The sequence below is a fragment of the Pseudomonas sp. GW822-FHT07A10 genome (genome assembly GCF_058798795.1).
In genome coordinates this window covers 24,233-49,532 of sequence record NZ_JBXAKV010000004.1, presented here as the reverse complement: position 1 = coordinate 49,532, position 25,300 = coordinate 24,233, and the positions used below count along the sequence as shown (strand labels likewise).

The 25,300-nt window shown below is 58.8% G+C and carries 23 protein-coding genes and 1 tRNA gene; 9 read left to right on the top strand and 15 right to left on the bottom strand.

The genetic code is table 11. The features are described 5' to 3' along the window. Positions 1-395: 395 nt before the first annotated feature. Positions 396-2,021: a glucan biosynthesis protein D gene (locus AC1RL4_RS08580; protein WP_230175183.1), complete on the top strand. Its 1,626-nt coding sequence runs from the start codon at positions 396-398 to the stop codon at positions 2,019-2,021. A 73-nt stretch (positions 2,022-2,094) separates the two neighbouring features. On the opposite strand, the gene AC1RL4_RS08575 is transcribed toward AC1RL4_RS08580, so the two are convergent. The 3 genes from AC1RL4_RS08575 to AC1RL4_RS08565 form a co-directional block, all read right to left on the bottom strand. Further along, a complete protein-coding gene (locus AC1RL4_RS08575) occupies positions 2,095-3,201 on the bottom strand; it encodes an NADH:flavin oxidoreductase/NADH oxidase (protein ID WP_019581626.1) in 1,107 nt (368 codons plus the stop codon). Positions 3,202-3,470: 269 nt separating this feature from the next. Further along, on the bottom strand, positions 3,471-5,180 hold the full coding sequence (gene recJ, locus AC1RL4_RS08570) for a single-stranded-DNA-specific exonuclease RecJ (RefSeq protein WP_230175185.1): 1,710 nt from the start codon (positions 5,178-5,180) through the stop codon (positions 3,471-3,473). A 66-nt stretch (positions 5,181-5,246) separates the two neighbouring features. Beyond that, positions 5,247-5,789 carry a YaeQ family protein gene (locus tag AC1RL4_RS08565; protein ID WP_007940622.1) on the bottom strand — a complete coding sequence of 181 codons (543 nt, stop codon included), beginning with the start codon at positions 5,787-5,789 and terminating at the stop codon, positions 5,247-5,249. 149 nt (positions 5,790-5,938) lie between these two features. Between AC1RL4_RS08565 and AC1RL4_RS08560 the strand changes: the two genes are divergently transcribed. Together AC1RL4_RS08560 and AC1RL4_RS08555 are read left to right on the top strand one after the other, a co-directional pair. Beyond that, positions 5,939-7,138: a CaiB/BaiF CoA transferase family protein gene (locus AC1RL4_RS08560; protein WP_019651844.1), complete on the top strand. Its 1,200-nt coding sequence runs from the start codon at positions 5,939-5,941 to the stop codon at positions 7,136-7,138. Then, positions 7,119-8,045, top strand: a complete 927-nt coding sequence (locus tag AC1RL4_RS08555; RefSeq protein WP_019581628.1) for a TIGR02285 family protein — start codon at positions 7,119-7,121, stop codon at positions 8,043-8,045. Before AC1RL4_RS08560 ends, AC1RL4_RS08555 begins: the two co-directional genes overlap by 20 nt. Before the next feature lie 171 nt (positions 8,046-8,216). On the opposite strand, the gene AC1RL4_RS08550 is transcribed toward AC1RL4_RS08555, so the two are convergent. The 12 genes from AC1RL4_RS08550 to queA form a co-directional block, all read right to left on the bottom strand. After that, positions 8,217-8,504, bottom strand: a complete 288-nt coding sequence (locus AC1RL4_RS08550; RefSeq protein ID WP_019581629.1) for a DUF3509 domain-containing protein — start codon at positions 8,502-8,504, stop codon at positions 8,217-8,219. 219 nt (positions 8,505-8,723) lie between these two features. Beyond that, positions 8,724-10,079, bottom strand: a complete 1,356-nt coding sequence (locus tag AC1RL4_RS08545; RefSeq protein ID WP_028939500.1) for a transporter substrate-binding domain-containing protein — start codon at positions 10,077-10,079, stop codon at positions 8,724-8,726. A gap of 133 nt (positions 10,080-10,212) precedes the next feature. Then, the gene (thrC, locus tag AC1RL4_RS08540) at positions 10,213-11,622 is read right to left on the bottom strand and encodes a threonine synthase (RefSeq protein ID WP_230175194.1); all 1,410 of its coding nucleotides are present in this window, start codon (positions 11,620-11,622) and stop codon (positions 10,213-10,215) included. Between the two features lie 66 nt (positions 11,623-11,688). Then, positions 11,689-12,993, bottom strand: coding sequence for a homoserine dehydrogenase (locus tag AC1RL4_RS08535; RefSeq protein WP_018926703.1), 1,305 nt, complete (start codon positions 12,991-12,993; stop codon positions 11,689-11,691). 134 nt (positions 12,994-13,127) lie between these two features. After that, positions 13,128-13,859, bottom strand: coding sequence for a DsbC family protein (locus AC1RL4_RS08530; RefSeq protein WP_007934018.1), 732 nt, complete (start codon positions 13,857-13,859; stop codon positions 13,128-13,130). Positions 13,860-14,107: 248 nt separating this feature from the next. Continuing rightward, positions 14,108-15,004 (bottom strand): site-specific tyrosine recombinase XerD, encoded by an 897-nt coding sequence (gene xerD / locus AC1RL4_RS08525; protein ID WP_007934017.1) that lies wholly within the window; start codon positions 15,002-15,004, stop codon positions 14,108-14,110. A gap of 136 nt (positions 15,005-15,140) precedes the next feature. After that, entirely contained in the window at positions 15,141-15,689 is a 549-nt protein-coding gene (locus tag AC1RL4_RS08520; RefSeq protein ID WP_018926705.1) for a glycine zipper 2TM domain-containing protein, read from the bottom strand. 116 nt (positions 15,690-15,805) lie between these two features. Then, positions 15,806-16,720 (bottom strand): protein translocase subunit SecF, encoded by a 915-nt coding sequence (gene secF, locus AC1RL4_RS08515; RefSeq protein ID WP_230175196.1) that lies wholly within the window; start codon positions 16,718-16,720, stop codon positions 15,806-15,808. A 9-nt stretch (positions 16,721-16,729) separates the two neighbouring features. Further along, the gene (gene secD / locus AC1RL4_RS08510; RefSeq protein WP_018926707.1) at positions 16,730-18,598 is read right to left on the bottom strand and encodes a protein translocase subunit SecD; all 1,869 of its coding nucleotides are present in this window, start codon (positions 18,596-18,598) and stop codon (positions 16,730-16,732) included. Between the two features lie 63 nt (positions 18,599-18,661). Beyond that, positions 18,662-18,997 (bottom strand): preprotein translocase subunit YajC, encoded by a 336-nt coding sequence (gene yajC, locus AC1RL4_RS08505; RefSeq protein WP_007934009.1) that lies wholly within the window; start codon positions 18,995-18,997, stop codon positions 18,662-18,664. Positions 18,998-19,040: 43 nt separating this feature from the next. Further along, the gene (tgt, locus tag AC1RL4_RS08500; RefSeq protein WP_019651852.1) at positions 19,041-20,156 is read right to left on the bottom strand and encodes a tRNA guanosine(34) transglycosylase Tgt; all 1,116 of its coding nucleotides are present in this window, start codon (positions 20,154-20,156) and stop codon (positions 19,041-19,043) included. Positions 20,157-20,170: 14 nt separating this feature from the next. After that, positions 20,171-21,220, bottom strand: a complete 1,050-nt coding sequence (gene queA, locus AC1RL4_RS08495; RefSeq protein ID WP_105344839.1) for a tRNA preQ1(34) S-adenosylmethionine ribosyltransferase-isomerase QueA — start codon at positions 21,218-21,220, stop codon at positions 20,171-20,173. Positions 21,221-21,327: 107 nt separating this feature from the next. On the opposite strand from queA, the gene AC1RL4_RS08490 reads away from it, so the two are divergent. The 6 genes from AC1RL4_RS08490 (at position 21,328) to AC1RL4_RS08465 (ending at position 25,240) form a co-directional block, all read left to right on the top strand. Beyond that, positions 21,328-21,412, top strand: a tRNA-Leu gene (locus AC1RL4_RS08490). Between the two features lie 165 nt (positions 21,413-21,577). Then, positions 21,578-22,819, top strand: coding sequence for a tyrosine-type recombinase/integrase (locus AC1RL4_RS08485; RefSeq protein WP_192230153.1), 1,242 nt, complete (start codon positions 21,578-21,580; stop codon positions 22,817-22,819). Positions 22,820-23,063: 244 nt separating this feature from the next. Then, entirely contained in the window at positions 23,064-23,987 is a 924-nt protein-coding gene (locus AC1RL4_RS08480) for a hypothetical protein (RefSeq protein ID WP_493119468.1), read from the top strand. A 79-nt stretch (positions 23,988-24,066) separates the two neighbouring features. Next, complete coding sequence (locus AC1RL4_RS08475) at positions 24,067-24,333, top strand: helix-turn-helix transcriptional regulator (protein WP_192230149.1); 267 nt, start codon at positions 24,067-24,069, stop codon at positions 24,331-24,333. After that, positions 24,330-24,938: a hypothetical protein gene (locus AC1RL4_RS08470; RefSeq protein ID WP_493119466.1), complete on the top strand. Its 609-nt coding sequence runs from the start codon at positions 24,330-24,332 to the stop codon at positions 24,936-24,938. The genes AC1RL4_RS08475 and AC1RL4_RS08470 overlap by 4 nt, the downstream gene beginning before the upstream one ends. Continuing rightward, the gene (locus AC1RL4_RS08465; protein ID WP_192230145.1) at positions 24,935-25,240 is read left to right on the top strand and encodes a hypothetical protein; all 306 of its coding nucleotides are present in this window, start codon (positions 24,935-24,937) and stop codon (positions 25,238-25,240) included. The genes AC1RL4_RS08470 and AC1RL4_RS08465 overlap by 4 nt, the downstream gene beginning before the upstream one ends. Positions 25,241-25,300: the final 60 nt, after the last annotated feature.

The window sequence follows — 25,300 nt, the reverse complement described above, 5'->3', positions numbered from 1 at the left end:
ACGTCAGAGAAAACTGCAAAACCGCATCGCCCTATCACTTTCAGCGGTCGTCTTGTGTGCACTGAACCCACCGGCCTGAAGGGCCGAAACCGGTCATGTCCATAGAATAGAAATTAAATCGGCACTGAGAAGTGGTTTTTAGAGTAATTAGTCGAAAAAAGCAGATATGCCCTATAAATCAGAAAGCGCTGTGAGAAACGTTACCTGACATGTCTTGTTTCATTGCCACGCTGTCGCAGTGCTATCAATCATTTTTGCTCTGCAACTGAACGGTTTAAGCTTATTGGCATCTGCTCTAAAGTCCGTTGCGTTTGGCCGAAGGCATGTCCGAACCGTTATTTCTGATCCAGCACGTGCCAGGAACGGCGCGGGATTGTTCACGACAGGTTGTACTTATGCACCGCAGGAATTTGCTCAAAGCGTCCATGGCCATCGCGGCTTACACCGGTCTCTCGGCCACCGGCCTGCTGGCCGCAAACGCCTGGGCCGGCAGTGGCACTGCCGATGGCGACGCCCAGGCGTTCGACTTCGAAGCGCTGAAGAGCCAAGCCAAACAGCTCGCCGGCAAGCCGTATCAGGACACCAAACAGGTGCTGCCGCCGACACTGGCAACCATGACACCGCAGAACTTCAATGCGATCCGCTACGACGGCAATCACTCACTGTGGAAGGATCTGAAAGGTCAGCTGGACGTGCAGTTCTTCCACGTCGGCATGGGTTTCAAGCAGCCGGTGCGCATGTACAGCGTCGACCCCAAGACTCGACTGGCGCGCGAAGTGCATTTCCGCCCGTCGCTGTTCAACTATGAAAAAACCACCGTCGATACCCAGCAGCTCAAGGGCGACCTGGGCTTTTCCGGGTTCAAGCTATTCAAGGCCCCGGAGCTGGATCAGCACGACGTCTTGTCGTTCCTCGGCGCCAGCTATTTCCGTGCGGTAGACGCCACCGGCCAGTACGGTTTGTCGGCCCGCGGCCTGGCAATCGACACCTACGCCAAGAAGCGTGAAGAGTTCCCGGACTTCACCAAGTTCTGGTTCGAGACACCGGGCAAGGACAGCACCCGTTTCGTGGTGTACGCCCTGCTCGATTCGCCGAGCGCCACCGGGGCCTACCGTTTTGACATCGATTGCCAGGCCGAGCGCGTGGTGATGGAAGTCGACGCCCACGTCAATGCCCGCACCGCCATCGAGCAACTGGGTATCGCACCGATGACCAGCATGTTCAGCTGCGGCACCCACGAGCGCCGTATGTGCGACACCATTCACCCGCAAATCCACGACTCCGATCGCCTGGCCATGTGGCGCGGCAACGGCGAGTGGATCTGCCGCCCGCTGAACAACCCGGACACCTTGCAATTCAACGCCTTCGCCGACACCGACCCGAAAGGCTTTGGTCTGGTGCAGACCGACCATGAATTCGACAGTTATCAGGACACCGTCGACTGGTACAGCAAGCGCCCGAGCCTGTGGGTAGAACCGACAACCGCGTGGGGCGAAGGCTCTATCGATTTGCTGGAGATTCCTACGACCGGCGAAACCCTGGACAACATCGTCGCGTTCTGGACGCCGAAGAAACCGGTCGCCGCCGGTGATTCCCTGAACTACGGCTACAAGCTCTACTGGAGCGCCCTGCCACCGACGGGTACGCCGCTGGCACGGGTCAACGCGACCCGTTCGGGCATGGGCGGCTTTGTCGAAGGCTGGGCACCGGGTGAGCATTATCCCGAAGTCTGGGCACGCCGCTTTGCCGTGGACTTCACCGGCGGCGGGCTGGACCGCTTGCCCGAAGGTGCGGGGATCGAACCGGTGGTGACCTGCTCGAACGGTCAGGTGAAGGATTTCAACGTGCTGGTGCTCGATGACATCAAGGGCTACCGAATCACCTTCGACTGGTACCCGACCAATGACAGCGTGGCGCCGGTGGAGCTGCGGTTGTTCATTCGCACCAATGACCGCACGTTGAGTGAAACCTGGCTGTACCAGTATTTCCCGCCGGCGCCGGATAAGCGCAAGTACACCTGATATAGGCTGCGATCTTTTGGCGTTAAAAAGCCCCGGTCAACCCGACCGGGGCTTTTTGGTTTTACAGCGGCTTTCAGTCACGCAAATCCGATTCATGAATCGGCTGGTCACGATGGGTGGCCCGTTGGTATTGCGCCGGCCAGACAGCCTTGTGCCCACCCAGATCGTCATCGGCATGCAGCGGCCAATACGGATCACGCAACAACTCCCGGGCGAGGAAGATAATGTCGGCCTGACAGGTACGCAGAATATGCTCGGCCTGGGCTGGCTCGGTGATCATGCCTACCGTGCCGGTGGCAATGCCCGACTCTTTACGTACCCGCTCAGCAAATCGGGTCTGATAACCGGGCCCTGTAGGAATTTCGGCATTTACCGCCGTACCGCCCGACGAAACGTCGATCAGGTCCACCCCCAGGTCTTTCAAGCGTCGCGCCAGCTCCACGGTTTCGTCGGGGTTCCAACCGTCTTCCACCCAGTCCGTGGCCGATACTCGCACAAACACCGGTAACTCTTCAGGCCAGACGGCCCGCACCGCTTCGGTGACTTGCAGCACCAGCCGAATACGATTCTCGAATGAACCACCGTACTGATCGCGCCGTTGATTGCTCAAGGGCGAAAGAAATTGATGCAGCAGATACCCATGAGCGGCGTGCACTTCGACCACTTTGAAACCGGCGATCAACGCCCGTTTGGCCGAATCGACGAAAGCCTGGACGACCTCGGCGATCTCACTTTCATTAAGCTGCTTGGGTGGTGTGTGCTGGGGGTCGAAAGCGATCGGCGAAGGGCCGACCGGGATCCAGCCGCCATCTTCCGGCTTGACGCTGCCATGCTTGCCCAGCCACGGCCGATGCGTGCTGGCCTTGCGCCCGGCGTGGGCCAGCTGGATGCCGGCAACGGCGCCCTGAGCGGCAATGAAGCGCGTAATACGTTGCAAGGGTTCGATCTGTTGATCATTCCAGAGACCAAGGTCCTGGGCGGTGATACGCCCGTCGGCGGTGACCGCCGTGGCTTCGGTAAACACCAGACCGGCGCCGCCGATCGCGCGGCTGCCGAGATGGACTAGATGCCAGTCATTGGCCAGCCCATCGACGCTGGAGTACTGGCACATCGGTGATACCGCGATGCGGTTAAGCAGGGTCAATTGACGAAGGGTATAGGGTTCAAGCAGCAGACTCATGGGGCACCTCTCAAATCAGTGGGCAGGCTCCAGGGTTCTGTTTGAATAGTCGACGAGTGACAGGAAAAAGGTGCAGCACCCGCCCCCGCGGGCAAAAAATTCGACAAGACGTCACAAGGATAATCAAGCAGTGCTTAGAGCCTAGTCGACATCGCGGGATCAGGGAGGGTTCAGAGAGATTCGGTGTGAGGGAAATCGCTTTCGCGGGCAAGCCTCGCTCCCACAGGGTTTACGCAAATCCTAAGGGAGCGGGCTTGCCCGCGAAGGGCTTAACGCGGTTCGATGTGGGCAATCATCAACTGCACAGTCTCGTTCCCACGAAACTCGTTGAGGTCGAGTTTGTAGGCCAATTCGACCCACTTGATGGTCGGATTCGGCCAGATGTCCCGGTCGATCCCGAAGGCGATACCATCCAGCTTCACCGAGCCGCATTCACTCTTGAGCACCACTTTGAGGTGCCGCTCGCCAACCACACGCTGCTCGACCAACTGGAACACCCCGTGAAACAGCGGCTCCGGAAAGTGTTGCCCCCAAGGCCCGGCGTGGCGCAGGGCGCGAGCCAGTTCCAGGTGAAACTCCTCGACCGCCAGGGTGCCGTCCGACAGCAGTCGCCCGGTCAGGTCTTCTTCGCGCATTTGCCTGCGCACTTCGGCGTCGAAGGCTTCGGCGAACAACGGAAAATTCGCTTCCGGCAAGGTCAGGCCGGCCGCCATGGCGTGGCCGCCGTATTTACTGATCAGGTTCGGATGTTGCGCCGCGACCACGCTCAATGCATCGCGAATGTGAAAGCCCTGAACCGAACGCCCCGAGCCCTTGAGCAGGCCATCGCCAGCATCGGCAAAGGCAATGGTCGGACGGAAATAGCGCTCTTTCATACGCGAGGCGAGGATACCGATCACCCCCTGGTGCCACTCGGGATCGAACAGGCACAGGCCGAACGGCATCGATTCCACCGGCAGATCCTTGAGCTGGGCCAGCGCCTCGCGCTGCATGCCCTGCTCGATGGATTTACGGTCCTGGTTCATGCCATCCAGCTGAGCCGCCATTTCACGGGCGGCGCCAGCGTCTTCGGTGAGCAGGCACTCGATGCCCAGGCTCATGTCATCCAGCCGCCCTGCCGCGTTCAGACGCGGGCCGAGGATAAAGCCCAGGTCAGTGGAGGTGATGCGCGAATGATCACGCTTGGCCACTTCAAGGATCGCCTTGATCCCCGGCCGCGCGCGCCCGGCGCGAATTCGCTCCAGGCCCTGATGCACCAGAATCCGGTTGTTGGCATCCAGCGGCACCACGTCGGCGACGCTGCCCAGCGCCACCAGGTCGAGCAATTCACCGATGTTCGGCTGCGGCTTGCTCTCGTACCAGCCCAGGCTGCGCAAACGCGCACGCAGGGCCATCAGTACATAGAAAATCACCCCGACACCGGCCAGGGCTTTGCTCGGGAACTCGCAACCCGGCTGGTTCGGATTGACGATGGCGTCGGCCAACGGCAGCTCGTCACCGGGCAAGTGGTGATCGGTGACCAGCACCTTGAGCCCGGCTTTTTTCGCCGCCGCCACGCCTTCGACGCTGGAAATGCCGTTGTCCACGGTGATCAGCAACTGCGGATCACGGGTCAGCGCCACTTCGACGATTTCCGGGGTCAGGCCGTAGCCGTACTCGAAGCGGTTGGGCACCAGATAGTCGACATGCGCCGCGCCCAGCAGGCGTAACCCCAACATGCCCACGGTACTGGCCGTCGCGCCATCGGCATCGAAGTCGCCAACGATCAGAATCCGCTGACGCTGCTCCAGCGCTGTCACCAGCAAATCCACCGCCGCCTCGATGCCCTTGAGCTGCTGGAACGGAATCAGCCGCGCCAGGCTCTTGTCCAGTTCAGCCTCGGACTGCACGCCCCGCGCCGCGTAAAGGCGGGTCAGCAGCGGTGGAATATCACCGAGGAATGGCAGGGTGTCGGGCAACAGGCGAGGTTCGATGCGCATGGGGTGACAGGTGCTTCTCTTGAATACGTAGGATAAAACCGGGTGACGCGGCCAAGCGGCGAATAATCAGCCGCGTTCGCCGGCCAGCCATTGCAACTGGACTTCGTGCTGACCACGGTCGTCGGTGACGAAAATCGTTCCTTCGCTGATCATCACGTCCCACTTGATAACGCGCGGCATGTCCTTGGCCAGGGTTTCCAGCACTTCCTGGGGCACGGCGGCGATGTTGACGTTTTTCAGGGTCTTGATCGCCGGGATCACTTTGCCTTCCCACACACGCAGGCTGCCGTAGGCCAGCAGGCTGGTGCGTTCGGTGCGGCGCGAGCACCAGGTCAGGCGGTCGGCGTCTGGCTGGCCGACTTCGATCCAGTGCAGGACACGGTCGTCCAGGCTCTTTTCCCACAGCGCCGGCTCATCCACGTCTGACAGACCGCGGCCAAAAGACAGCTGCTCGTTGTACCAGAAGGCGTAGGCCAGCAGCCGCACGGTCATGCGCTCTTCGGTTTCCGAAGGGTGACGGGCGATGGTCTGCTTCACGTTCTCGTAGACGCTGCGGTCGAGGTCGGTGAGGTTCAGTTCAAACTTGTATGTCGTGGACGGCTGGGCCATGAACGGGCTTCTTGATACGGGGAAAGGCGGCAAGTCTAACCGATGCAAGAGGGCAATCAACGAATTGAAGGCGAATCAACTTTGGGCGATGGATGTCGGCCTATGATAAAACGCTGTATTCGCTCAGCCTTTGTCCTACAGGATTTCGCATGCCGTTCTCCAATAAACCGCTCTCGGGTCTGAAAGTCATCGAATTGGGTACGTTGATTGCCGGGCCGTTTGCCTCGCGTATTTGCGGCGAATTCGGCGCCGAAGTGATCAAGATCGAGTCACCGGACGGCGGTGATCCGTTGCGCAAATGGCGCAAGTTGTATGAAGGCACCTCGCTGTGGTGGTTCGTTCAGGCGCGCAACAAGAAATCCCTGACCCTGAACCTGAAACACCCCGATGGCCTGGCGATCCTGAAACAGCTGCTCAGTGAAGCGGACATCCTGATCGAGAATTTTCGCCCCGGCGTGCTGGAAAAGCTCGGCCTGAGCTGGGAAGTCCTGCACGCACTGAACCCGAAACTGGTGATGGTGCGGCTCTCGGGCTTTGGCCAGACCGGCCCCATGAAAGATCAGCCGGGCTTCGGTGCGGTCGGTGAGTCCATGGGCGGCCTGCGCTACATCACCGGGTTCGAGGACCGGCCGCCAGTGCGCACCGGGATTTCCATCGGCGACTCGATTGCCGCGCTCTGGGGCGTGATCGGCGCACTGATGGCCTTGCGTCATCGCGAGGTCAACGGTGGCTTGGGACAAGTGGTGGACGTGGCACTGTACGAAGCGATCTTCGCCATGATGGAAAGCATGGTCCCGGAGTTCGACGTGTTCGGCTTCATCCGCGAACGCACCGGCAACATCATGCCGGGCATCACACCCTCCTCCATCCACACCAGCGCCGATGGCAAACACGTGCAGATCGGCGCCAACGGCGATGCGATCTTCAAGCGATTCATGCTGATCATCGGCCGCGAGGACCTGGCCAACGACCCAGTGCTGGCCAGCAACGACGGGCGTGACAGCCGTCGCGACGAGATTTACGGGGTGATCGATCGCTGGGTCAACTCACTGCCGCTGGACGCGGTGATCGAGCAATTGAACCAGGCCGACGTTCCCGCCAGCCGGATCTTCAGCGCCGAAGACATGTTCAGCGATCCGCAATACCTGGCCCGGGAAATGTTCCTGCAAGCCAAGCTGCCTGACGGCAAGGACTTCAAGATGCCCGGCATCGTACCGAAGCTTTCCGAGACACCCGGCACCTCGGAATGGGTCGGGCCGCAGTTGGGTGAACACAATGCGCAAGTCCTCCACGATCTGGGCTACGACCCGGCACAGATCGCACGGCTGCGTGAAGACGGGGCCATATAAGCTGAATCGCCTGCTTTCATCCGTCCTCGGTTACGCCGGCATCGGGCGCCTGCTGGCGGCGCTCGGGCTGTTGTCGGGCCTGATATCCCCGGCCCTGGCGCAACCTAAGGAGCATTTGTTCTGGCTGTTGCGCGACCTGCCGCCACTGACAATCTTCGAAGGTCCGAAAAAAGGCCAGGGCGTTATCGACCAACTGATGCCCCTGCTGATCGCCGGTATGCCGCAGTACGAACACACCCTGATACGGGTCAATCGCGCCCGCGGCATGCAGATGCTTCACGAAGAATCCTTTACCTGCGACCCCTCGCTGGTCTGGAGCAAGGAGCGCGAACAATGGATCACGTATTCCATTCCGGCCTTCCGGGTGGTCAGCAATGGGCTGGTGATCCGACGTGAAGACCGGTCGGTGCTGGAACCGTTTCTTTCCAACGGTGAAGTCGATCTGGCCGCATTGTTGGCCAGCGGTCAACAGAAAGTCGGTGTGATCGCCGAGCGCCGTTACGGTGAGTTCCTCGACACACTGCTGCAACAGGCGCCAGCCGGCGCGCTGACGCCCCACTATGGCAATGACGCCCTCGGCAGCCTGCTGCAGATGCAACGCTTGGGTCGTTTGCAGGTGGTATTGGGTTACTGGCCGGAAATCCGCTATCAGGCCCATCAGGAAAACCTGGCCGATGAGCAACTGGAGTTCTACCCGGTCAAAGGCACGGGCAACTACATGCCCGTGTACATCGGTTGCTCGAATACGCCTCAGGGTCGACAGGCGATCAGTGAAATCAACCGACTATTGCGCGCCCTGCCCCGCGAGCACCTGGGCCCGTTGTATGCCGACTGGCTCGACCCGCAAAGACGCAAGGATTACCTGAAAGAAACCAAGGCCTTTTTCGAGCATCAGGCCACGCAATGACAAATCGCAGGCAAAAAGAAACCCCGAGAAGTGGGGAGACAACTCGGGGTTAAACGTGGCCTGTATTACAGACCCGTAGCAGCAAGCTACAAGCACCGGAGCACAATGCTTGATCCTGCCGTTACATGGTCTGACTGACCTTGGTGCAGGAAGGTTCCCACAAAAAACACTTCAATTTCGGCTGGCCAGGCGCTTGTCCTGAGCAGCATTGCGCAACGCCGCGATGACACAGGGCTCCAAGCGTCCTTCAGCGATCAGCACGTCGCGGTGCAAGCCGTCGACGACATCCGTCAGCAGACGTTTATCGGTTAACTGGGCCTGATTGAACAGCCGTTCGACCACGATAGCGCCGGTCGCACTCTTGAGCGTCACCAGGCATTCGCCATGGGCACCCGATGGGGTCAACGTGACTTGGTACGGGCTCAGAGCCTCGCCGAGCAATAGACTGATACTTTCCATCTCGATCACCACTCAATAGTCCGCAAACAAAGTGCCTGGGGCGTATCCACAGTAAATGACCCCAGACCCGAGAAGAAAGTTCTGGATTCCAACGGCAGGCGCACCGGCGCCTCTGGTGGATAAAGCATGCCCGGAAAAGATGACAGTAAAAAAACAGCCGCGTTTAAACCCTTTCACCCGAGACACATTCCTTGTAGCCGCTGCTACAGGCATTGCGCTTCACGCCTGCCTTGTCCGCTTGGCCAGATCGGTCCATCCGCCCAGCAGCCCTCGCAATTGACCGTCCGCACTATAAAACGGCACCGTCCACTGATAGATGTCCCTGACACCATCCTTGAACATCAACTGACGTTCGCTGAAGCGCGTCTTGCGCGTACCGAGTTGGGCCATGAACTCGGCGTGCAGTTGCTCGGCGGTTTCTTTGGGCAAGACATCGAGTTCGATCAGTCGACGCCCCTGTATCTGGTCGAAACGGGTCGACAACCCCTCTTCATAACTCTTGTTGCACATGATCAAGCGCCCTTCCAGGTCACGCACGAACATCGGATCGGGCATGGCGTCTATCAAGGCATGCTGGAAGGAGAGCTGGTCATTGAGGTCTTTTTCGGCGTCCCGACGTTGCTGGATCAACATCGCAAGTCGCCGGTTCCACAATAGGGATAGCAGCGCAAAAACACTGGCGACAAAAACGCCCCAACAACCCCATTCGGCTATTCGCTGCCAGGTCGAAGGCGTCTGTACAGGAACAATGCCATCGAGCCACTTCAAGCGAATGGCACGTAACTCGGCAGGTGGAAACGCTTCGAGCGCCTTGTTGAGGATGCTCAACAATTGCGGCTGCCCTTTGCGTACCGCCAGATGATCGGCCTCCCATTTACCCTCCACCGTATCGCCCACCTTGAGCTGCCCGGACGGATAGAGCTGCGCCCCGGTTTCGTTCTCGATGGTGGCATAGGCTTCGCCGCTTTCGACCAACGCCCTGGCCTCGGCGTAGGTTTTGACCGAATGCAACTCGATGGCCGGATAATCGCGACGAATGGCCGCCTCCAGCGCATGCCGTGCTGGCAGCACCAGTACTCTTTTCGACAGCTGCTGCATGGATTGCACCGCTGGCGCGCCCGCTCGCCCGACGAACACCCAGCCAGCACCACCGAACGCATGACTGAAATCCAGGAATTCCTTGCGTTCCTCACTCATTGCCAGTGTGGTGCTCATGTCTGCCGCGCCGTTTTCCAGGCGCTCCAGCAATTGATCGGTGGAAAACGTCTCTTCGTGGAGGAACTTCAGCCCTGTCATGGCGCTGATGCGGTTGAGCACATCGTTGTTCAAACCGCTCCAGTGTCCATGTTCATCCTTGAACAGGTACAACGGGTACTGCGCCGACGCGACGATGACCGTCGGATGTTGCGCAATCCATTGCAGCTCCTGAGCGTCTAGCCCGATCGCGGCCCCGACGACCGACTCACGGGGTCCATAAGTCGCCAATTGCGCCGCCAGGCCCCATTGAGCAACGCTCATGGCGCCGACCAGAAATATCCAGCACGCAGCTGGTTTAAACCCTCTAAAAAACAGCATTGCCACTTCCTTGGTGATCGTCTCGCCCGTCCTTCATGGGCGGCTCTTCATTTACGAAACCCGACAAGTGTGGCATGCAGAAATGAGAAAGCCCGTCAGGAGACGGGCTTCAAAATGTGACAGCTTTTACCGGTTACAGTGGCTTGCCGCGGTTGCCATGCTGACTGACAAAGGCCTGCACGGCTTTCAAGTCGTTCGGCAACACGGTGCAACGCTCATCTCGCTCAAACAAATCAGAAAGATGTGCAGGTAGTTCGAGCGCTTTTCCTACACCGGCTTTTTCCACCGCGTCCGGGAATTTGACCGGATGAGCCGTGCCCAGGATCACCATCGGGATATCCAGGCTGCGACGGCATTCGCGCGCGGCCTTCACGCCGATGGCGGTGTGCGGGTCCAGCAGCTCGCCGGTTTGCTCGAAGACTTCGGCAATGGTTTCGCAGGTTTGAGCGTCATCCACGGCCAGCGAATCGAACAGCTTGCGCGCCTCGGTCCAGCGTTCCTGTTCGACGCTGAAACCGCCACCCTGCTTGAAGGTGTCCATCAAACCGGCAATCGCCGCGCCGTTGCGACCGTGCAGGTCGAACAACAGGCGTTCGAAGTTCGACGAGACCATGATGTCCATGGACGGCGACAGCGTGGCGTGCAGGGTTTCCTTGACGTACTGATTGCCGCTCATGAAGCGGTGCAGGATGTCGTTGCGGTTGGTGGCGACGATCAACTGGTTGATCGGCAGGCCCATGTTGCGCGCCAGGTAACCGGCGAAGATATCGCCGAAGTTGCCGGTCGGCACCGAGAACGATACCGAACGCGCCGGGCCGCCCAACTGCAGGGCTGCGTGGAAGTAATAAACGATCTGGGCCATGATCCGCGCCCAGTTGATCGAGTTCACCGCTACCAGGCGAGTGCCCTTGAGGAAGCTCTGGTCGGCGAAGCTCGCCTTGACCATTTCCTGGCAGTCATCGAAGTTGCCTTCGATGGCGATGTTATGGATGTTCTCGCCGAAGATGGTGGTCATCTGGCGACGCTGCACTTCGGACACGCGGTTGTATGGGTGCAGGATGAAGATGTCGACGTTTTCGCAATGCTTGCAGCCTTCGATGGCCGCCGAACCGGTGTCACCGGAGGTAGCGCCGACGATCACCACGCGCTCGCCGCGCTTTTCCAGCACGTAGTCGAGCAGGCGACCGAGCAGTTGCAGGGCGAAGTCCTTGAACGCCAGGGTCGGGCCGTGGAACAGCTCCAGCACCCATTCGTTGCTGTTCAGCTGACGCAACGGCGCCACGGCGTTGTGGGAAAACACGCCATAGGTTTCTTCAAGAATCTTTTTGAAATCGGCATCGGGGATGCTGCCGGTGACGAACGGGCGCATCACCCGGAAGGCCAGCTCGTGATACGGCAGGCCAGCCCAGGAAGCGATTTCTTCCTGAGTGAAACGTGGCAGGTTTTCCGGGACGTACAGACCGCCGTCGGTGGCTAGACCGGCCAGCAGGACGTCTTCGAAATTCAGGGCCGGTGCCTGGCCGCGGGTACTGATATAACGCATGACTGGCTCCAATAGACAGTGTTCGCAAACCCGGGCCCGCACGCGGGCCCGGTGAACGATAACGGCTTAGTTCAGGTGCTCGACGCGGATCCGTACAACCGGACCGACCACGCCCGCCAAGGCTTCCAGGGCAGCGATCGCATCGTTGATGTGCTGTTCCAGCACACGATGGGTCAGCAGGATCATCGGCACCAGGCCGTCGTGTTCCTCGACTTCCTTTTGCATGATCGATTCGATGTTGATGCCGCGCTCCGACAGGATGCTCGCCACCTGGGCCAACACGCCCGGATGGTCCTTGGCCTGAATGCGCAGGTAGTAAGCGCTTTCGCAGGCTTCGATCGGCAGGATCGGGTGGGCCGACAGCGAATCCGGCTGGAAGGCCAGGTGCGGTACACGGTTTTCCGGGTCGGAGGTCATGGCGCGAACCACGTCCACCAGGTCGGCGATTACCGACGAAGCGGTCGGTTCCATGCCGGCGCCAGCACCGTAGAACAGGGTCGAACCGGCAGCATCACCGTTGACCATCACCGCGTTCATCACGCCGTTGACGTTGGCGATCAGGCGATCGGCCGGGATCAGCGTCGGGTGCACGCGCAACTCGATACCGGCCGCGGTGCTGCGCGCCACGCCCAGGTGCTTGATGCGATAGCCCAGCGCTTCGGCGTAGTTCACGTCAGCGGTGGTCAGCTTGGTGATGCCTTCGGTGTAGGCCTTGTCGAATTGCAACGGAATGCCGAACGCGATGGACGCCAGGATCGTCAGCTTGTGGGCGGCGTCGATGCCTTCGACGTCGAACGTCGGGTCGGCTTCGGCGTAACCCAGGGCCTGCGCTTCGGCCAGCACGTCTTCGAAGGTCCGGCCTTTTTCACGCATTTCGGTAAGGATGAAGTTACCGGTGCCGTTGATGATGCCGGCCACCCAGTTGATACGGTTGGCAGACAAGCCTTCACGGATCGCCTTGATCACCGGAATGCCGCCGGCCACGGCCGCTTCGAACGCAACGATCACGCCCTTCTCGCGAGCCTTGGCGAAAATTTCATTACCGTGAACGGCAATCAGTGCCTTGTTCGCGGTGACCACATGCTTGCCATTCTCGATGGCCTTGAGTACCAGCTCGCGGGCAACGGTATAGCCGCCCATCAGCTCTATGACGATGTCGATCTCAGGGTTCGTGGCCACTTCGAAGACATCGTTGGTAATCGCAATACCGGTCGTCTGGAACTGAGGCTTTGGCGTGCGCATGGCAATTTGTGCCACTTCGATTCCACGCCCGGCACGACGAGCAATTTCCTCGGCGTTGCGCTGAAGTACGTTGAAGGTACCGCCACCGACGGTCCCTAACCCACAGATGCCTACTTTGACCGGTTTCACTGTGAACTCCCCATAAAACGGCCGACTCGAGGCCGGCCGTGAAAACAGCCGCAGGTTCGCGGCTCTCTATTGATGGCCCGGCAAATGCTGCCGCCGGACCACGCTCGTCAAAGGCTGGCCGTGACGATGCGAATTTACTTCGCGCCCAGTGCCAGTTTGGCGACTTGTGGCGCAGGCTGGTAGCCCGGAATGACCTGACCGTCAGCCAAAACGATGGCCGGTGTACCGTTCACGCCAATCGACTGACCAAGGGCAAACTGCTTGGACACCGGGTTATCGCACTTGGCGGCCTTGATTTCCTTGCCATCGACCATTTTGTCCATGGCGGCTTTCTTGTCTTTGGAGCACCACACGGCTTGCAGTTGCTCGTCACCCGGCGAGCCCAGGCCCTGGCGCGGGAACGCAACATAACGCACTTCGATACCGCGCTTGTTCAGCTCAGGCACTTCGGCGTGCAGCTTGTGGCAATACGGGCAAGTGGTGTCGGTGAACACGGTGATGTGCGACTTGGTTTCGCCGATGGCCGGGTAGACCACGGTTTCCGCCACCGGAATGTCGTTGATCAGTTTGGCAATGCCCAGGCGTTCGGTCTTCTCGGTCAGGTTGACCGGTTTACCGTCCTTGAGCTGGAACAGGTAGCCCTGAACAACGTATTGGCCGTCGGCGCTGGCGTAAAGCACGCGGCTGCCCTTGAGCTTGACTTCGTACAGACCTGGCAGCGGGCTGGCGGTGATGGTTTCGACCGGCACGTCGAGCTGGAGGTTTTCCAGGCTTTTACGAATGGCTTTGTCGGCCGCGTCATCGGCGACGGCAAAGGTGCTGACCAACGCAATGGCTGCAGCGGCGAAAATCTGGGTCAGACGCATGAGAACTCCTGAAGGCGGACAAATGGGACGATCAGAACGCCCGTGCCGAAACACCGGGTCATAACCGCCCATCGTGCAAACCGGCAAAGCCTACCACATAAGGCCCCTGTGGCGAGGGGGCTTGCCCCCGTTGGGTTGCGAAGCAGCCCCTCCTTGGCGATCCCTATCCGACATATGGACCGAGGCGTGAGGCTTGACGACTGCTGCGCAGCCGAACGGGGGCAAGCCCCCTCGCCACAGGGCTTGCGCTAGCCTCTGGGGTGATGCTTGGCATGCAGGTCCTGCAAGCGCGCCCGGGCGACGTGAGTATAGATCTGGGTGGTGGAGAGATCGCTGTGGCCGAGCAACATTTGTACCACCCGAAGGTCGGCACCGTGGTTGAGCAGGTGCGTGGCGAAGGCATGCCGCAGGGTATGCGGCGACAGCGACTTGCCGATCCCGGCGACCTTGGCCTGGTGCTTGATGCGATGCCAGAAGGTCTGGCGGGTCATCTGCTCACCGCGCTGGCTGGGGAACAGCACATCGCTGGGACGCCCGCCCAGCAACTCGCCACGGGCATCGCGCATGTAGCGCTCGACCCAGACAATCGCCTCCTCACCCATCGGCACCAGCCGTTCCTTGCTGCCCTTGCCCATCACCCGCAGCACGCCTTGGCGCAGGTTGACCTGCTCCAGCGTCAGGCTGATCAGCTCCGTCACCCGCAAGCCACACGCGTAAAGCACCTCAAGCATGGCGCGATCACGCTGACCGATGGCCTCGCTCAGGTCCGGAGCGGCCAGCAAGGCTTCCACATCGGCTTCCGACAAGGATTTAGGCAATGGCCTACCCAGCTGCGGCATATCCACGCGCAGGGTCGGATCAACGGCAATCAGCTTTTCCCGCAGTAAATAGCGATAGAAACCACGCACACCAGAGAGGAATCGCGCCGTAGAACGGGGTTTGTAGTTTTGCTCCAGGCGCCAGGCAAGGTGATCGAGGATCAACTCGCGCCCGGCGTTGATCAGCTCCAGGCCCTTCTCCTGCAACCAGCCGTTGAACAAGGCCAGGTCGCTGCGATAGGCATCGCGGGTGTTATCGGAAAGGCCTTTCTCCAGCCACAGGGCGTCGAGGAACTGGTCTATCAGGGGATGATCGATGGCAGGCATGGGGGCTCAGGACTGGCGGGCAAAAGGCCGCAAAAATGAAGAGTCTTGCATAACACGTTGAAGGTGACACATGAAATTCGGGCACAAAAAAAGCATCCCTTGCGGGATGCTTCTTTTTGAGTAGACGCTCAGCTCATTACCGGGCCGGTTCGTTCTGCCCCAGGATCAGCTTGCCATCCTTGTCGACCGGAATCTGATTGCCCGGATCGCGATCCATCCGCACTTTGCCTTCCTTGCCGTCCAGCGAATAACGAACGTCGTAGCCTACGACCTTGTCGCTGATGTCATTGACCGTGTTACAGCGAGTCTGAGTCGTGGTGTAGGTGTCACGCTCCTGCATGCCTTCCTGCACCTTGTTACCCGCATAACCGCCGCCGACCGCACCGGCCACTGTGGCGATTTTCTTGCCTGTACCGCCGCCGATCTGGTTGCCCAACAGGCCACCAGCCAGGGCGCCGACCACCGTACCGGCGATCTGGTGTTGGTCTTTCACCGGCGCTTGCCGGGTCACCGTAACGTCCTTGCACACTTCACGTGGAGTCTTGATTTGTGTCTTGACCGGTTCAACGGCCAGCACTTGTGCATACTCAGGGCCGCTTTTAACCAGTTTGTAGGTGGCAACAGCACCACCGGCAGTCACACCGACAGCACCCAATACCGCACCAACCAGCAACGACTTGTTCACATGAACCTCCTGGCTATAACAGACGGGACAAACCCGCGCTTCTCCCAGCCTTGGAGCATAAAAAAAGGCGCGAGTTCAACACTCGCGCCTTCTCGGCTTGCAGCAGGAGATAACCGTTATGGACGGTCGTCGACTTCCTTCTCGCTCGTTGCCACAGGAATCAGGTCTTCGCTGTTCAGGTTCAGCCAGATCAGCACCACGTTCGCGATGTAGATCGAGGAGTAAGTACCCGCCAGAACACCGATGAACAGGGCAATGGAGAAACCGAACAGGTTGTCGCCACCGAAGAACAACAGGGCCGCGATCGCCAGCAAGGTGGAGATCGACGTCGCCATGGTCCGCAGCAGGGTTTGCGTGGTCGAGATGTTGATGTTCTCGATCAGGCTGGCCTTGCGCAGGACGCGGAAGTTCTCACGAACCCGGTCGAATACCACGATGGTGTCGTTGAGCGAGTAACCGATGATCGCCAGTACCGCCGCCAGCACCGTCAGGTCGAAGGTGATCTGGAAGAACGACAGGATACCGACGGTCACGATCACGTCGTGGATCAAGGACACGATCGCACCGACCGCAAACTTCCACTGAAAGCGGAAAGCCAGGTAGATCAGGATGCCGCCCAGCGCCATCAGCATGCCGAGGCCGCCCTGGTCGCGCAGTTCTTCACCCACCTGCGGGCCGACGAACTCGACACGCTTGACCTGAGCCGGGTTGTCGCCGCCGACTTTCTGCAGCGCTTCAGCCACCTGGTGACCCAGTTGCGGGTCTTCGCCAGGCATACGCACCAGAAGATCGGTAGTCGCACCGAAGTTCTGCACGATGGCTTCGTGATAACCGGCTGTAACCAGTTGCTCACGCACCTTGGTGACATCCGCCGGACGCTCGTAGGTCAGCTCGATGAGCGTACCGCCGGTGAAGTCCAGGCCCCAGTTCATGCCCTTATGAAAGACACTGAACATTGCCAGCGCGGTAAGGAACAATGTGACGCCGAACGCAAAGTTGCGAACGCCCATGAAGTTGATTGTACGTAACATGGCAGCCCCTTAAATCCACAACTTCTTGAAGTCACGACCGCCGAAGATCAGGTTGACCATCGCGCGGGTCACCATGATGGCCGTGAACATCGAGGTAAAGATCCCGAGGGACATGGTCACGGCGAACCCTTTGACTGGGCCGGTGCCCATGGCAAAGAGAATCCCGCCCACCAACAAGGTTGTCAGGTTGGCGTCGAGAATCGCGGTGAATGCCCGGCCGAAGCCTTCGTTGATTGCCCGTTGTACGGTCATGCCGGCCGCGATCTCTTCACGTATCCGCGAGAAGATCAGGACGTTGGCGTCGACCGCCATCCCCATGGTCAATACGATACCGGCGATACCCGGCAGGGTCAGCGTTGCACCCAGCAGCGACATCAAGGCCAGCAGCATCACCATGTTCACTGCCAACGCAACGGTGGCGATGAGGCCGAAGAAGCGGTAGATGGCCATGATGAACAGCGAGACAAACAGCATGCCCCACAACGATGCATCGATACCTTTGGTGATGTTGTCGGCACCCAGGCTTGGGCCAATGGTGCGCTCTTCAGCGAAGTACATCGGAGCCGCCAGACCACCGGCACGCAGCAGCAGCGCCAACTCGGACGATTCGCCCTGGCCGTTCAGGCCAGTGATGCGGAACTGGGCACCCAGCGGCGACTGGATGGTCGCCAGGCTGATGATCTTCTTCTCTTCTTTGAACGTCTGGACCGGCACGTCTTTCTCGACGCCGTTGACCACTTGCTTGACGTAAGTGGTGACCGGACGCTGTTCGATGAAGATTACCGCCATGCTGCGGCCGACGTTGCTGCGAGTCGCACGACTCATCAGCTCGCCACCGTGGCCATCCAGACGGATGTTCACTTCTGGCGTACCGTGCTCGCCGAAGCCCGCCTTGGCGTCAGTCACCTGGTCACCGGTGATGATCAGGCCACGCTCGATAAGCGCCGGAGGACGCTTGCCTTCACGGAACTCGAATTCCTCGGAAGTGGCTTTCGAAGCACCAGGCTCAGCGGCCAGACGGAACTCCAGGTTGGCCGTCTTGCCGAGGATACGCTTGGCTTCTGCGGTGTCTTGCACGCCCGGCAGCTCAACCACGATGCGGTTGGCGCCCTGGCGCTGAACGATAGGTTCGGCAACACCCAGCTCGTTGACGCGGTTACGTACCGTGGTCAAGTTCTGCTTGATGGAGTATTCACGGATTTCCGCCAGCTTGGCCGGGGTCATCGCCAGACGCAGTACCGGTTGGCCATTGAGGTCGGCCGGAACAATGTCGAAATCGTTGAAGTTCTTGCGGATCAGCGCACGGGCCTGCTCGCGGGAGTCTTCATCAGTGAAGCCCAACTGAATGGCACCGCCCAGTTGCGGCAGGCTGCGATAACGCAGCTTCTCTTTACGCAACAGGCTCTTGACGTCGCCTTCGTAGACTTTCAGGCGTGCGTCGAGGGCTTTGTCCATGTCCACTTCCAGCAGGAAGTGCACACCACCGGACAAGTCCAGACCCAGCTTCATCGGGTGCGCGCCCAGGCTGCGCAGCCATTGCGGGGTGGTTTGCGCCAGGTTCAGTGCAACGACGTAGTCATCGCCCAATGCCTTGCGCACAACGTCTTTGGCTGGCAACTGGTCTTCAGCCTTGACCAGGCGAATCAGACCGCCCTTGCCGTTTGCCGCCAGCGTGGCCGCCTTGACGTTGATCCCGGATTCCTTGAGCGCGGTGCTCACACGGTCCAGATCAGCCTGATTGACTTGCAGCGCAGTGCTTGCACCGCTGACCTGAATGGCCGGGTCATCAGGATATAGATTGGGAGCGGAATAAATCAGACCGACCGCCAGCACCGCCAGGATCAGAATGTATTTCCACAGAGGGTATTTGTTCAGCATCACGCCGCCCGCTTATGACGCGGGGCGCCTTGCGCGCCCCGTCGATTGAGTAGAAGTTGTAACTTAGATCGCTTTGAGCGTGCCTTTTGGCAGCGTGGCGGCGATGGCGCCTTTCTGGAACTTCATTTCAACAGTGTCGGACACTTCCAGAACCACGAAGTCGTCGGACACTTTGGTGATTTTGCCGGCGATACCACCGGTGGTCACAACTTCGTCACCTTTTTGCAGGCTGCTCAGCAGGTTCTTCTGCTCTTTGGCGCGCTTGGCCTGTGGACGCCAGATCATCAGGTAGAAGATGACCAGGAAACCGACCAGGAAAATCCACTCAAAGCCGCCGCCCATCGGGCCTGCCGCAGGTGCAGCAGCGTCAGCCATGGCATTAGAGATAAAAAAGCTCATTTAGCACTCCAGTTGCAAATGTTGAATCTTGGGGTCAGAAAACTCAGTCCAAAGGCGGAACAGGCAACCCGCGTTTGGCGTAGAAGGCATCGACAAAGGCGGCCAATGTACCCTGTTGAATAGCCTCGCGCAAACCAGCCATAAGCACTTGATAATGGCGCAAGTTATGGATGGTATTGAGCATGCTTCCCAGCATTTCGCCGCACTTGTCCAGGTGATGCAGATAAGCGCGGGAGAAGTTCTGGCAGGTATAGCAATCGCAGGTCGGATCCAGCGGCGAATCATCATGGCGATGGAACGCGTTACGGATCTTCAGCACGCCTGTATCAATGAACAGATGCCCGTTGCGGGCATTACGGGTTGGCATCACGCAATCGAACATGTCCACACCGCGGCGCACACCCTCAACCAGATCTTCCGGTTTGCCAACGCCCATAAGGTAACGAGGTTTGTCAGCCGGCATCTGGCCCGGCAGGTAATCGAGCACCTTGATCATCTCGTGCTTGGGCTCGCCCACCGACAGACCACCGATGGCCAGGCCGTCGAAGCCGATCTTGTCGAGGCCTTCCAGCGAACGCATGCGCAAATCCTGGTGCATGCCGCCCTGGACGATGCCGAACAACGCCGCGGTGTTGTCGCCATGGGCGTTTTTCGAACGCTGAGCCCAGCGCAATGACAGCTCCATCGATACGCGAGCGACGTCTTCGTCGGCCGGGTACGGGGTGCATTCGTCGAAGATCATCACGATGTCCGAGCCAAGATCACGCTGGACCTGCATCGACTCTTCCGGCCCCATGAACACTTTGGCGCCGTCGACCGGAGAGGCGAAGGTCACGCCCTCCTCCTTGATCTTGCGCATGGCGCCCAGGCTGAACACCTGGAAACCGCCGGAGTCGGTCAGAATCGGGCCTTTCCACTGCATGAAATCGTGCAGGTCGCCGTGCTTCTTGATCACTTCGGTGCCAGGACGCAGCCACAAGTGGAAGGTGTTGCCCAGAATGATTTCCGCGCCGGTGGCGACGATATCCCGCGGCAGCATGCCCTTGACCGTACCGTACGTGCCCACCGGCATGAACGCCGGGGTCTCGACGGTACCGCGTGGGAAGGTCAGGCGACCACGACGCGCCTTGCCGTCAGTAGCAAGCAACTCAAACGACATACGACTTTGGCGACTCATTCTTTGTCCTCAGGGCCACGTGGTGCGGGATTACGGGTGATAAACATCGCATCACCGTAGCTGAAAAAGCGGTATTCGTTGTCGACGGCGGCTTTATAGGCGGCCATGGTCTCGGGATAACCGGCGAACGCCGAAACCAGCATCAACAGCGTGGATTCGGGCAAATGGAAGTTGGTGACCAGAGCATCGACCACATGAAACGGCCGGCCCGGGTAGATAAAGATATCGGTGTCGCCACTGAACGGCTTGAGCACGCCATCACGCGCGGCACTTTCCAGGGAACGCACGCTGGTGGTCCCCACGGCCACCACACGACCGCCGCGAGCGCGGCAGGCCGCAACGGCATCGACCACGTCCTGGCCGACTTCCAGCCATTCGCTGTGCATGTGGTGATCTTCGATCTTCTCCACGCGCACCGGCTGGAACGTGCCCGCGCCGACGTGCAAGGTCACGAATGCGGTCTCGATGCCCTTGGCGGCAATCGCCTCCATCAGCGGCTGATCGAAATGCAGCCCCGCCGTCGGCGCCGCCACCGCGCCCAGGCGCTCGGCGTATACCGTCTGATAACGCTCGCGGTCCGAGCCTTCATCCGGGCGATCTATATAAGGAGGCAACGGCATGTGCCCGACGCGGTCGAGCAGCGGCAACACCTCTTCGGCAAACCCCAGTTCGAACAACGCATCGTGACGCGCCAGCATCTCGGCCTCGCCACCGCCGTCGATCAAAATCTTCGAGCCGGGCTTGGGTGACTTGCTGGAGCGCACATGGGCCAGCACGCGATGACTGTCGAGCACCCGCTCCACCAGAATTTCCAGCTTGCCGCCGGAAGCTTTCTGGCCAAACAGCCGCGCCGGAATCACCCGGGTATTGTTGAACACCATCAAATCGCCTGGGCGCAAATGCTCAAGCAAATCAGTGAATTGACGGTGTGCCAGGGCGCCGCTGACCCCATCCAGGGTCAACAGGCGACTACCGCGACGCTCGGCCAAAGGATGGCGAGCAATCAGCGAATCAGGGAGCTCGAAGGTAAAGTCAGCAACGCGCATGATGGGGTTCGTCTAGCAGGGCCGGGAAGTCTAGCGGAAATATCAAAAATTCTCCATGTACCTGATTGACCAGCGGTATTCACCTCTCTATACTTCGCCGCCATTGAGCCCTGATGGCGGAATTGGTAGACGCGGCGGATTCAAAATCCGTTTTCGAAAGGAGTGGGAGTTCGAGTCTCCCTCGGGGCACCATATAGCAGTATCTGAAAGTCTCTACCAGACTCTCAGACCCAAAGAAACCGGCCACTTAGGCCGGTTTTTTTGTGTCTGGTTATCTACCCCTGTATCCCCTTATCCGTTGTATCCCTGTATCCCTGCTTGTATCCTGAGAAAAGCACCTAACTTTGGGATACAAGGATGAAGCGCGCAGACATCAAGCGCCGCCCTCTCGCAGACACGACGCTTGCGGGGCTGGAGCCGGAATCAAAGGAATACCGGGAGCTGGACGGAAACGGCCTCTACTTCAGGGTCAAACCTGATGGTGGTAAATCGTGGCAGCTCCGCTACAAACGTCCGGCGGGCAATTGGGCTTGGATGGGGCTCGGGGGTTATCCGGAAGTAAGTGGCGCGTTGGCACGGGACAAAGCTGCTGACCTACGCAAGGTAGTGAGTAGCGGTGCTGATCCGCTAGAACAAAAGCGATCCGCGAAAGCTGCAATCGATGCGGCCAAAACCCGAACCTTTCGATCTGCTGCTGATGCATGGCTGAAGGCGAAAGAGGAAAAGGGTCTTGCAACCTCCACCCTCAACAAAATCCGTACCTACCTCGACAAGGACATACTCCCGGCACTGGGAGACAAGCCTCTAGATGAAATCACCCGTACCGACTGCGCAGAACTCCAGGCATCCATCGAAGCCCGAGACGCACACAACGTGGCGGAAAAGTGTCGCACCTGGATAAATCAGATCTTCGGGCGAGCCATCGGCTTAGGCCTGACTGAAAACGATCCGGGCAGCCGCCTTCGCGATATTGCAGCCCAAGCTCCAAAGACTCAGCAGCATCCACATTTGCTGGAGCCTGAGCTGGCGGAATTTCTCCAGGCACTAAAAAACACCCCGAGCAGGCTGACGGCCCGTACTGCGGCATGGCTTTGTGTTTGGACGGCATCACGACCTGGAATGGTCCGCTTGGCCGAATGGAAGGAATTCGACCTTGAGAAAGCCATTTGGACCACACCTGCCGCCAAAATGAAGATGCGTCGGGATTTTGTATGCCCCCTTCCCCGCCAAGCAGTTGCGGCACTGAAAGAGCTTTACCACTTAACCGGTCGCAGTCGTTGGCTCTTCCCTGGGGTCGGAGCCAAAAATCCGACCATCAGCGAAAACACGATCAATAAGGTCTTTGCCACCATCGGCTATAAAGGCCGCCTCGTTGGGCACGGGACTCGGCACACCGCGAGCACATTGCTCCGAGAACATGGCTGGCCGAAAGAACACGTTGAGGCACAGCTTGCCCATAAAGAGGAAGGCATTTCCGGGGTATACAACAAGGCTCAATACCTTGAACAACGCGTGAAGATGATGCAGTGGTATGCCGACCATCTTGATGCCCTTGAGTATGGAAACGTCGTGCAAGGCCAATTTGGAAAGGTGATATGAGGCTACTTATCCATCCCGCCTCCAAAAGCGGTGTAACGCGTGTTACTCGTGTAACGAAGTTTATCAACCAACTGAAAACATTAGGTTTTTTTAGAGTTACACGCAAACTCAGTTTTCCGTACGCCCCGTGTAACAGGGATAAACGGTGTAACGGCATGAGAACCAATGTTGCCCTGTTGGTAGCTTTTTTTCGTCGTGGACCTCGCGGGCTAATCGCCCCCGTTTCGGGGCAAGGGGCAGCGTCATGAAAGGCACAGTTAGCCTAGAAGCTGGAGAGCTAGAGATCGCGGGGGTCGAGGTAAGTTGTCTGCTTATGGATATCGAGGAGATCGAGTTAGCCGTTAGTGAATTAGCGTTGTACGGTCATTTTTTCGACCATTTCAAAGGAGGCTTCGAGCTAATCCATCATGCATTGTTTTATTGGCTTGAGGATGGCGGATATGCCGAAAGCGCTAAATCGACGATTAACACCCTGTTTCTTCGTCGAGATCTCATCGAAGAGCGCTTTCACTTTGCTGAAGCGACAGCCCTACCGAGGGTAATTCGCAGTGAGATTAAGACAGATCATCTCGTTAGCGACTCCCAGCTCGTAGCAACCTACGCATTCGTGCAGGCCGTAGAAGCAATTGAAGCCCTTGCGAACTGGCTGTTCGACTTGGAGCTTGGGGTTTATGACATTGAGGTTGACCTGGTCGAGTTACTGCGACAAACCGATCACAAGGAATACGTGAAGCTTGTGGAGAAGGCGCGAGATCGAACAAGCGGGTTCGAAATCAGAAGCAGAGAGGACTTCGCCCTCTTAAAAGCGGGCGCTGATAAGGCATTGATGCTGGCCTCACTTTACCGACAAATCGAAGACGTCGAGGCTTCACAACCTGGCTCTAATGCATACAGTTTTATGCGTAACGTCCTGGCTAATGTTTCTGCGACCCAAGCATCACAACGCGGAAAGACAGCAGGCAAAGGCAACAGTAACCCTGAATCGGACATACAACAGGCGGCAAAAAACCGATTTGATCGTGTATGCAGTGCAGCCGACCGACACCTTTCAGCCAATCCAAAAATATCTGGAACTGACTTGATCAAAGTGATCGTTGAAAAGGACAAGATAGCGTCGATTCCGACCGTCAGAAAATACCTTCATAGGGGTGGTTACATACCCCGATAGCCAGCAAAAAAAAGCAAACCATGTTTGCTTTTTTTTTGCTCTCTAACCTGTGCCTGTCTCTCACATTACAGGCACGACTATGACTAACTCCCTCGCATCCATAACCAACAACATTTCCCATCGCGATCCAGCGACGACCTTGATCAGAATTTCTGAAGTCACGGCCATCGTTGGTCTTGCTCGCCCCACGATCTACAAGCTCATGCAGTGCACTAAAAGCGGATTTCCGCGCCCCGTAAAACTGAGCACCAGCACCGCACGCGGCGCACCGGTCGCGTGGGTGCTGGCTGAAGTCCAAGCCTGGGCACGGGGTCGTATTGAAGCCCGTGATCAGGTGGCCGCATGAGACGTAGTCACTGCCCATTCAAGGGGCCCTTTCTCGACTCCTACAGCATCGGATTCCGACTTTATCGACCTGATGCTATCAACTGGCGGCATCGCACCATCGCGGGCGTGAGCTGGAACGGCGAAGAGCAGGAGGCGTTCTTTTTCAGCCCTGACGGCCTCGCTCTCCCACTTAAAGCCAATCCTTGGGAATTACCCGAACTTATCCGTAAAAACGCGAAGCGCAGAGAGTTTTCGAGCGTCCACGGCACCGGCTATTTCGCCATGAGCGAAAGCCGCCTCGCCTCACTGAAAACGCGAGGTATGAACGACTGGGTCACCTACTGGCTGGTGGATCAATCGGCCGGGTACGCGAACAATCCGGCGGTATGGCAACGCATCACGGATGAGGATCTCGCAGTGGAAAAGACCGTTACCGAGAACCTTCACAAAAGCATGCGCTTGACCTCGGATCTGACCGAGTACGTAGATGAGTGTCTAGCACAGCGTCGCGATGTGATGGCCGTCGAATACCGCAGACGTTGCGTCGAAGACAGCAAGATCTTGGCTTGGCTCAAAGGCGAAACACCACCACCGCTGCTTGCCTTTGCGCAGGAGGCAGCATGAGCCAAAAGATCGCGGATAACGCTTTGATGCACCCGTTTTCGGTGCTGCGCCGGATTGGCTTTTCGCCCCGCCTCATGCAGCGCCTCGAGCGCTACCGCAGCCAACAGGACAAGCAAGGTCGCGTGGTCAGTGTACTCAGCTGGGCCGACGGCACCTGGTGCGCCCTCTCCCTGCACTGCGAAAAAATCGGAGCCGTGATCGCCGACGAAGGCCAGCAATCGCAAGCCTACGAAGATGCACGATCGATGCTCAGCGGTGGCTTCCTGCCCCTTCTTTCCCTGCGCTGGGAAGCCCATGCCTGAAACGAAAACGCCTCCGGGGGCGATCCGGAGGCGTTGAGGTAAATCTACATGCACGAACAA

Excerpts from the sequence above, each read along its gene's own strand:
- AC1RL4_RS08580 (WP_230175183.1), top strand. The coding sequence starts at position 396 with ATGCACCGCAGGAATTTGCTCAAAGCGTCCATGGCCATCGCGGCTTAC.
- AC1RL4_RS08575 (WP_019581626.1), bottom strand. The coding sequence starts at position 3,201 with ATGAGTCTGCTGCTTGAACCCTATACCCTTCGTCAATTGACCCTGCTT.
- recJ (WP_230175185.1), bottom strand. The coding sequence starts at position 5,180 with ATGCGCATCGAACCTCGCCTGTTGCCCGACACCCTGCCATTCCTCGGT.
- AC1RL4_RS08565 (WP_007940622.1), bottom strand. The coding sequence starts at position 5,789 with ATGGCCCAGCCGTCCACGACATACAAGTTTGAACTGAACCTCACCGAC.
- AC1RL4_RS08560 (WP_019651844.1), top strand. The coding sequence starts at position 5,939 with ATGCCGTTCTCCAATAAACCGCTCTCGGGTCTGAAAGTCATCGAATTG.
- AC1RL4_RS08550 (WP_019581629.1), bottom strand. The coding sequence starts at position 8,504 with ATGGAAAGTATCAGTCTATTGCTCGGCGAGGCTCTGAGCCCGTACCAA.
- AC1RL4_RS08545 (WP_028939500.1), bottom strand. The coding sequence starts at position 10,079 with ATGCTGTTTTTTAGAGGGTTTAAACCAGCTGCGTGCTGGATATTTCTG.
- thrC (WP_230175194.1), bottom strand. The coding sequence starts at position 11,622 with ATGCGTTATATCAGTACCCGCGGCCAGGCACCGGCCCTGAATTTCGAA.
- AC1RL4_RS08530 (WP_007934018.1), bottom strand. The coding sequence starts at position 13,859 with ATGCGTCTGACCCAGATTTTCGCCGCTGCAGCCATTGCGTTGGTCAGC.
- xerD (WP_007934017.1), bottom strand. The coding sequence starts at position 15,004 with ATGCCTGCCATCGATCATCCCCTGATAGACCAGTTCCTCGACGCCCTG.
- secF (WP_230175196.1), bottom strand. The coding sequence starts at position 16,720 with ATGTTACGTACAATCAACTTCATGGGCGTTCGCAACTTTGCGTTCGGC.
- secD (WP_018926707.1), bottom strand. The coding sequence starts at position 18,598 with ATGCTGAACAAATACCCTCTGTGGAAATACATTCTGATCCTGGCGGTG.
- yajC (WP_007934009.1), bottom strand. The coding sequence starts at position 18,997 with ATGAGCTTTTTTATCTCTAATGCCATGGCTGACGCTGCTGCACCTGCG.
- tgt (WP_019651852.1), bottom strand. The coding sequence starts at position 20,156 with ATGTCGTTTGAGTTGCTTGCTACTGACGGCAAGGCGCGTCGTGGTCGC.
- queA (WP_105344839.1), bottom strand. The coding sequence starts at position 21,220 with ATGCGCGTTGCTGACTTTACCTTCGAGCTCCCTGATTCGCTGATTGCT.
- AC1RL4_RS08485 (WP_192230153.1), top strand. The coding sequence starts at position 21,578 with ATGAAGCGCGCAGACATCAAGCGCCGCCCTCTCGCAGACACGACGCTT.
- AC1RL4_RS08480 (WP_493119468.1), top strand. The coding sequence starts at position 23,064 with ATGAAAGGCACAGTTAGCCTAGAAGCTGGAGAGCTAGAGATCGCGGGG.
- AC1RL4_RS08475 (WP_192230149.1), top strand. The coding sequence starts at position 24,067 with ATGACTAACTCCCTCGCATCCATAACCAACAACATTTCCCATCGCGAT.
- AC1RL4_RS08470 (WP_493119466.1), top strand. The coding sequence starts at position 24,330 with ATGAGACGTAGTCACTGCCCATTCAAGGGGCCCTTTCTCGACTCCTAC.
- AC1RL4_RS08465 (WP_192230145.1), top strand. The coding sequence starts at position 24,935 with ATGAGCCAAAAGATCGCGGATAACGCTTTGATGCACCCGTTTTCGGTG.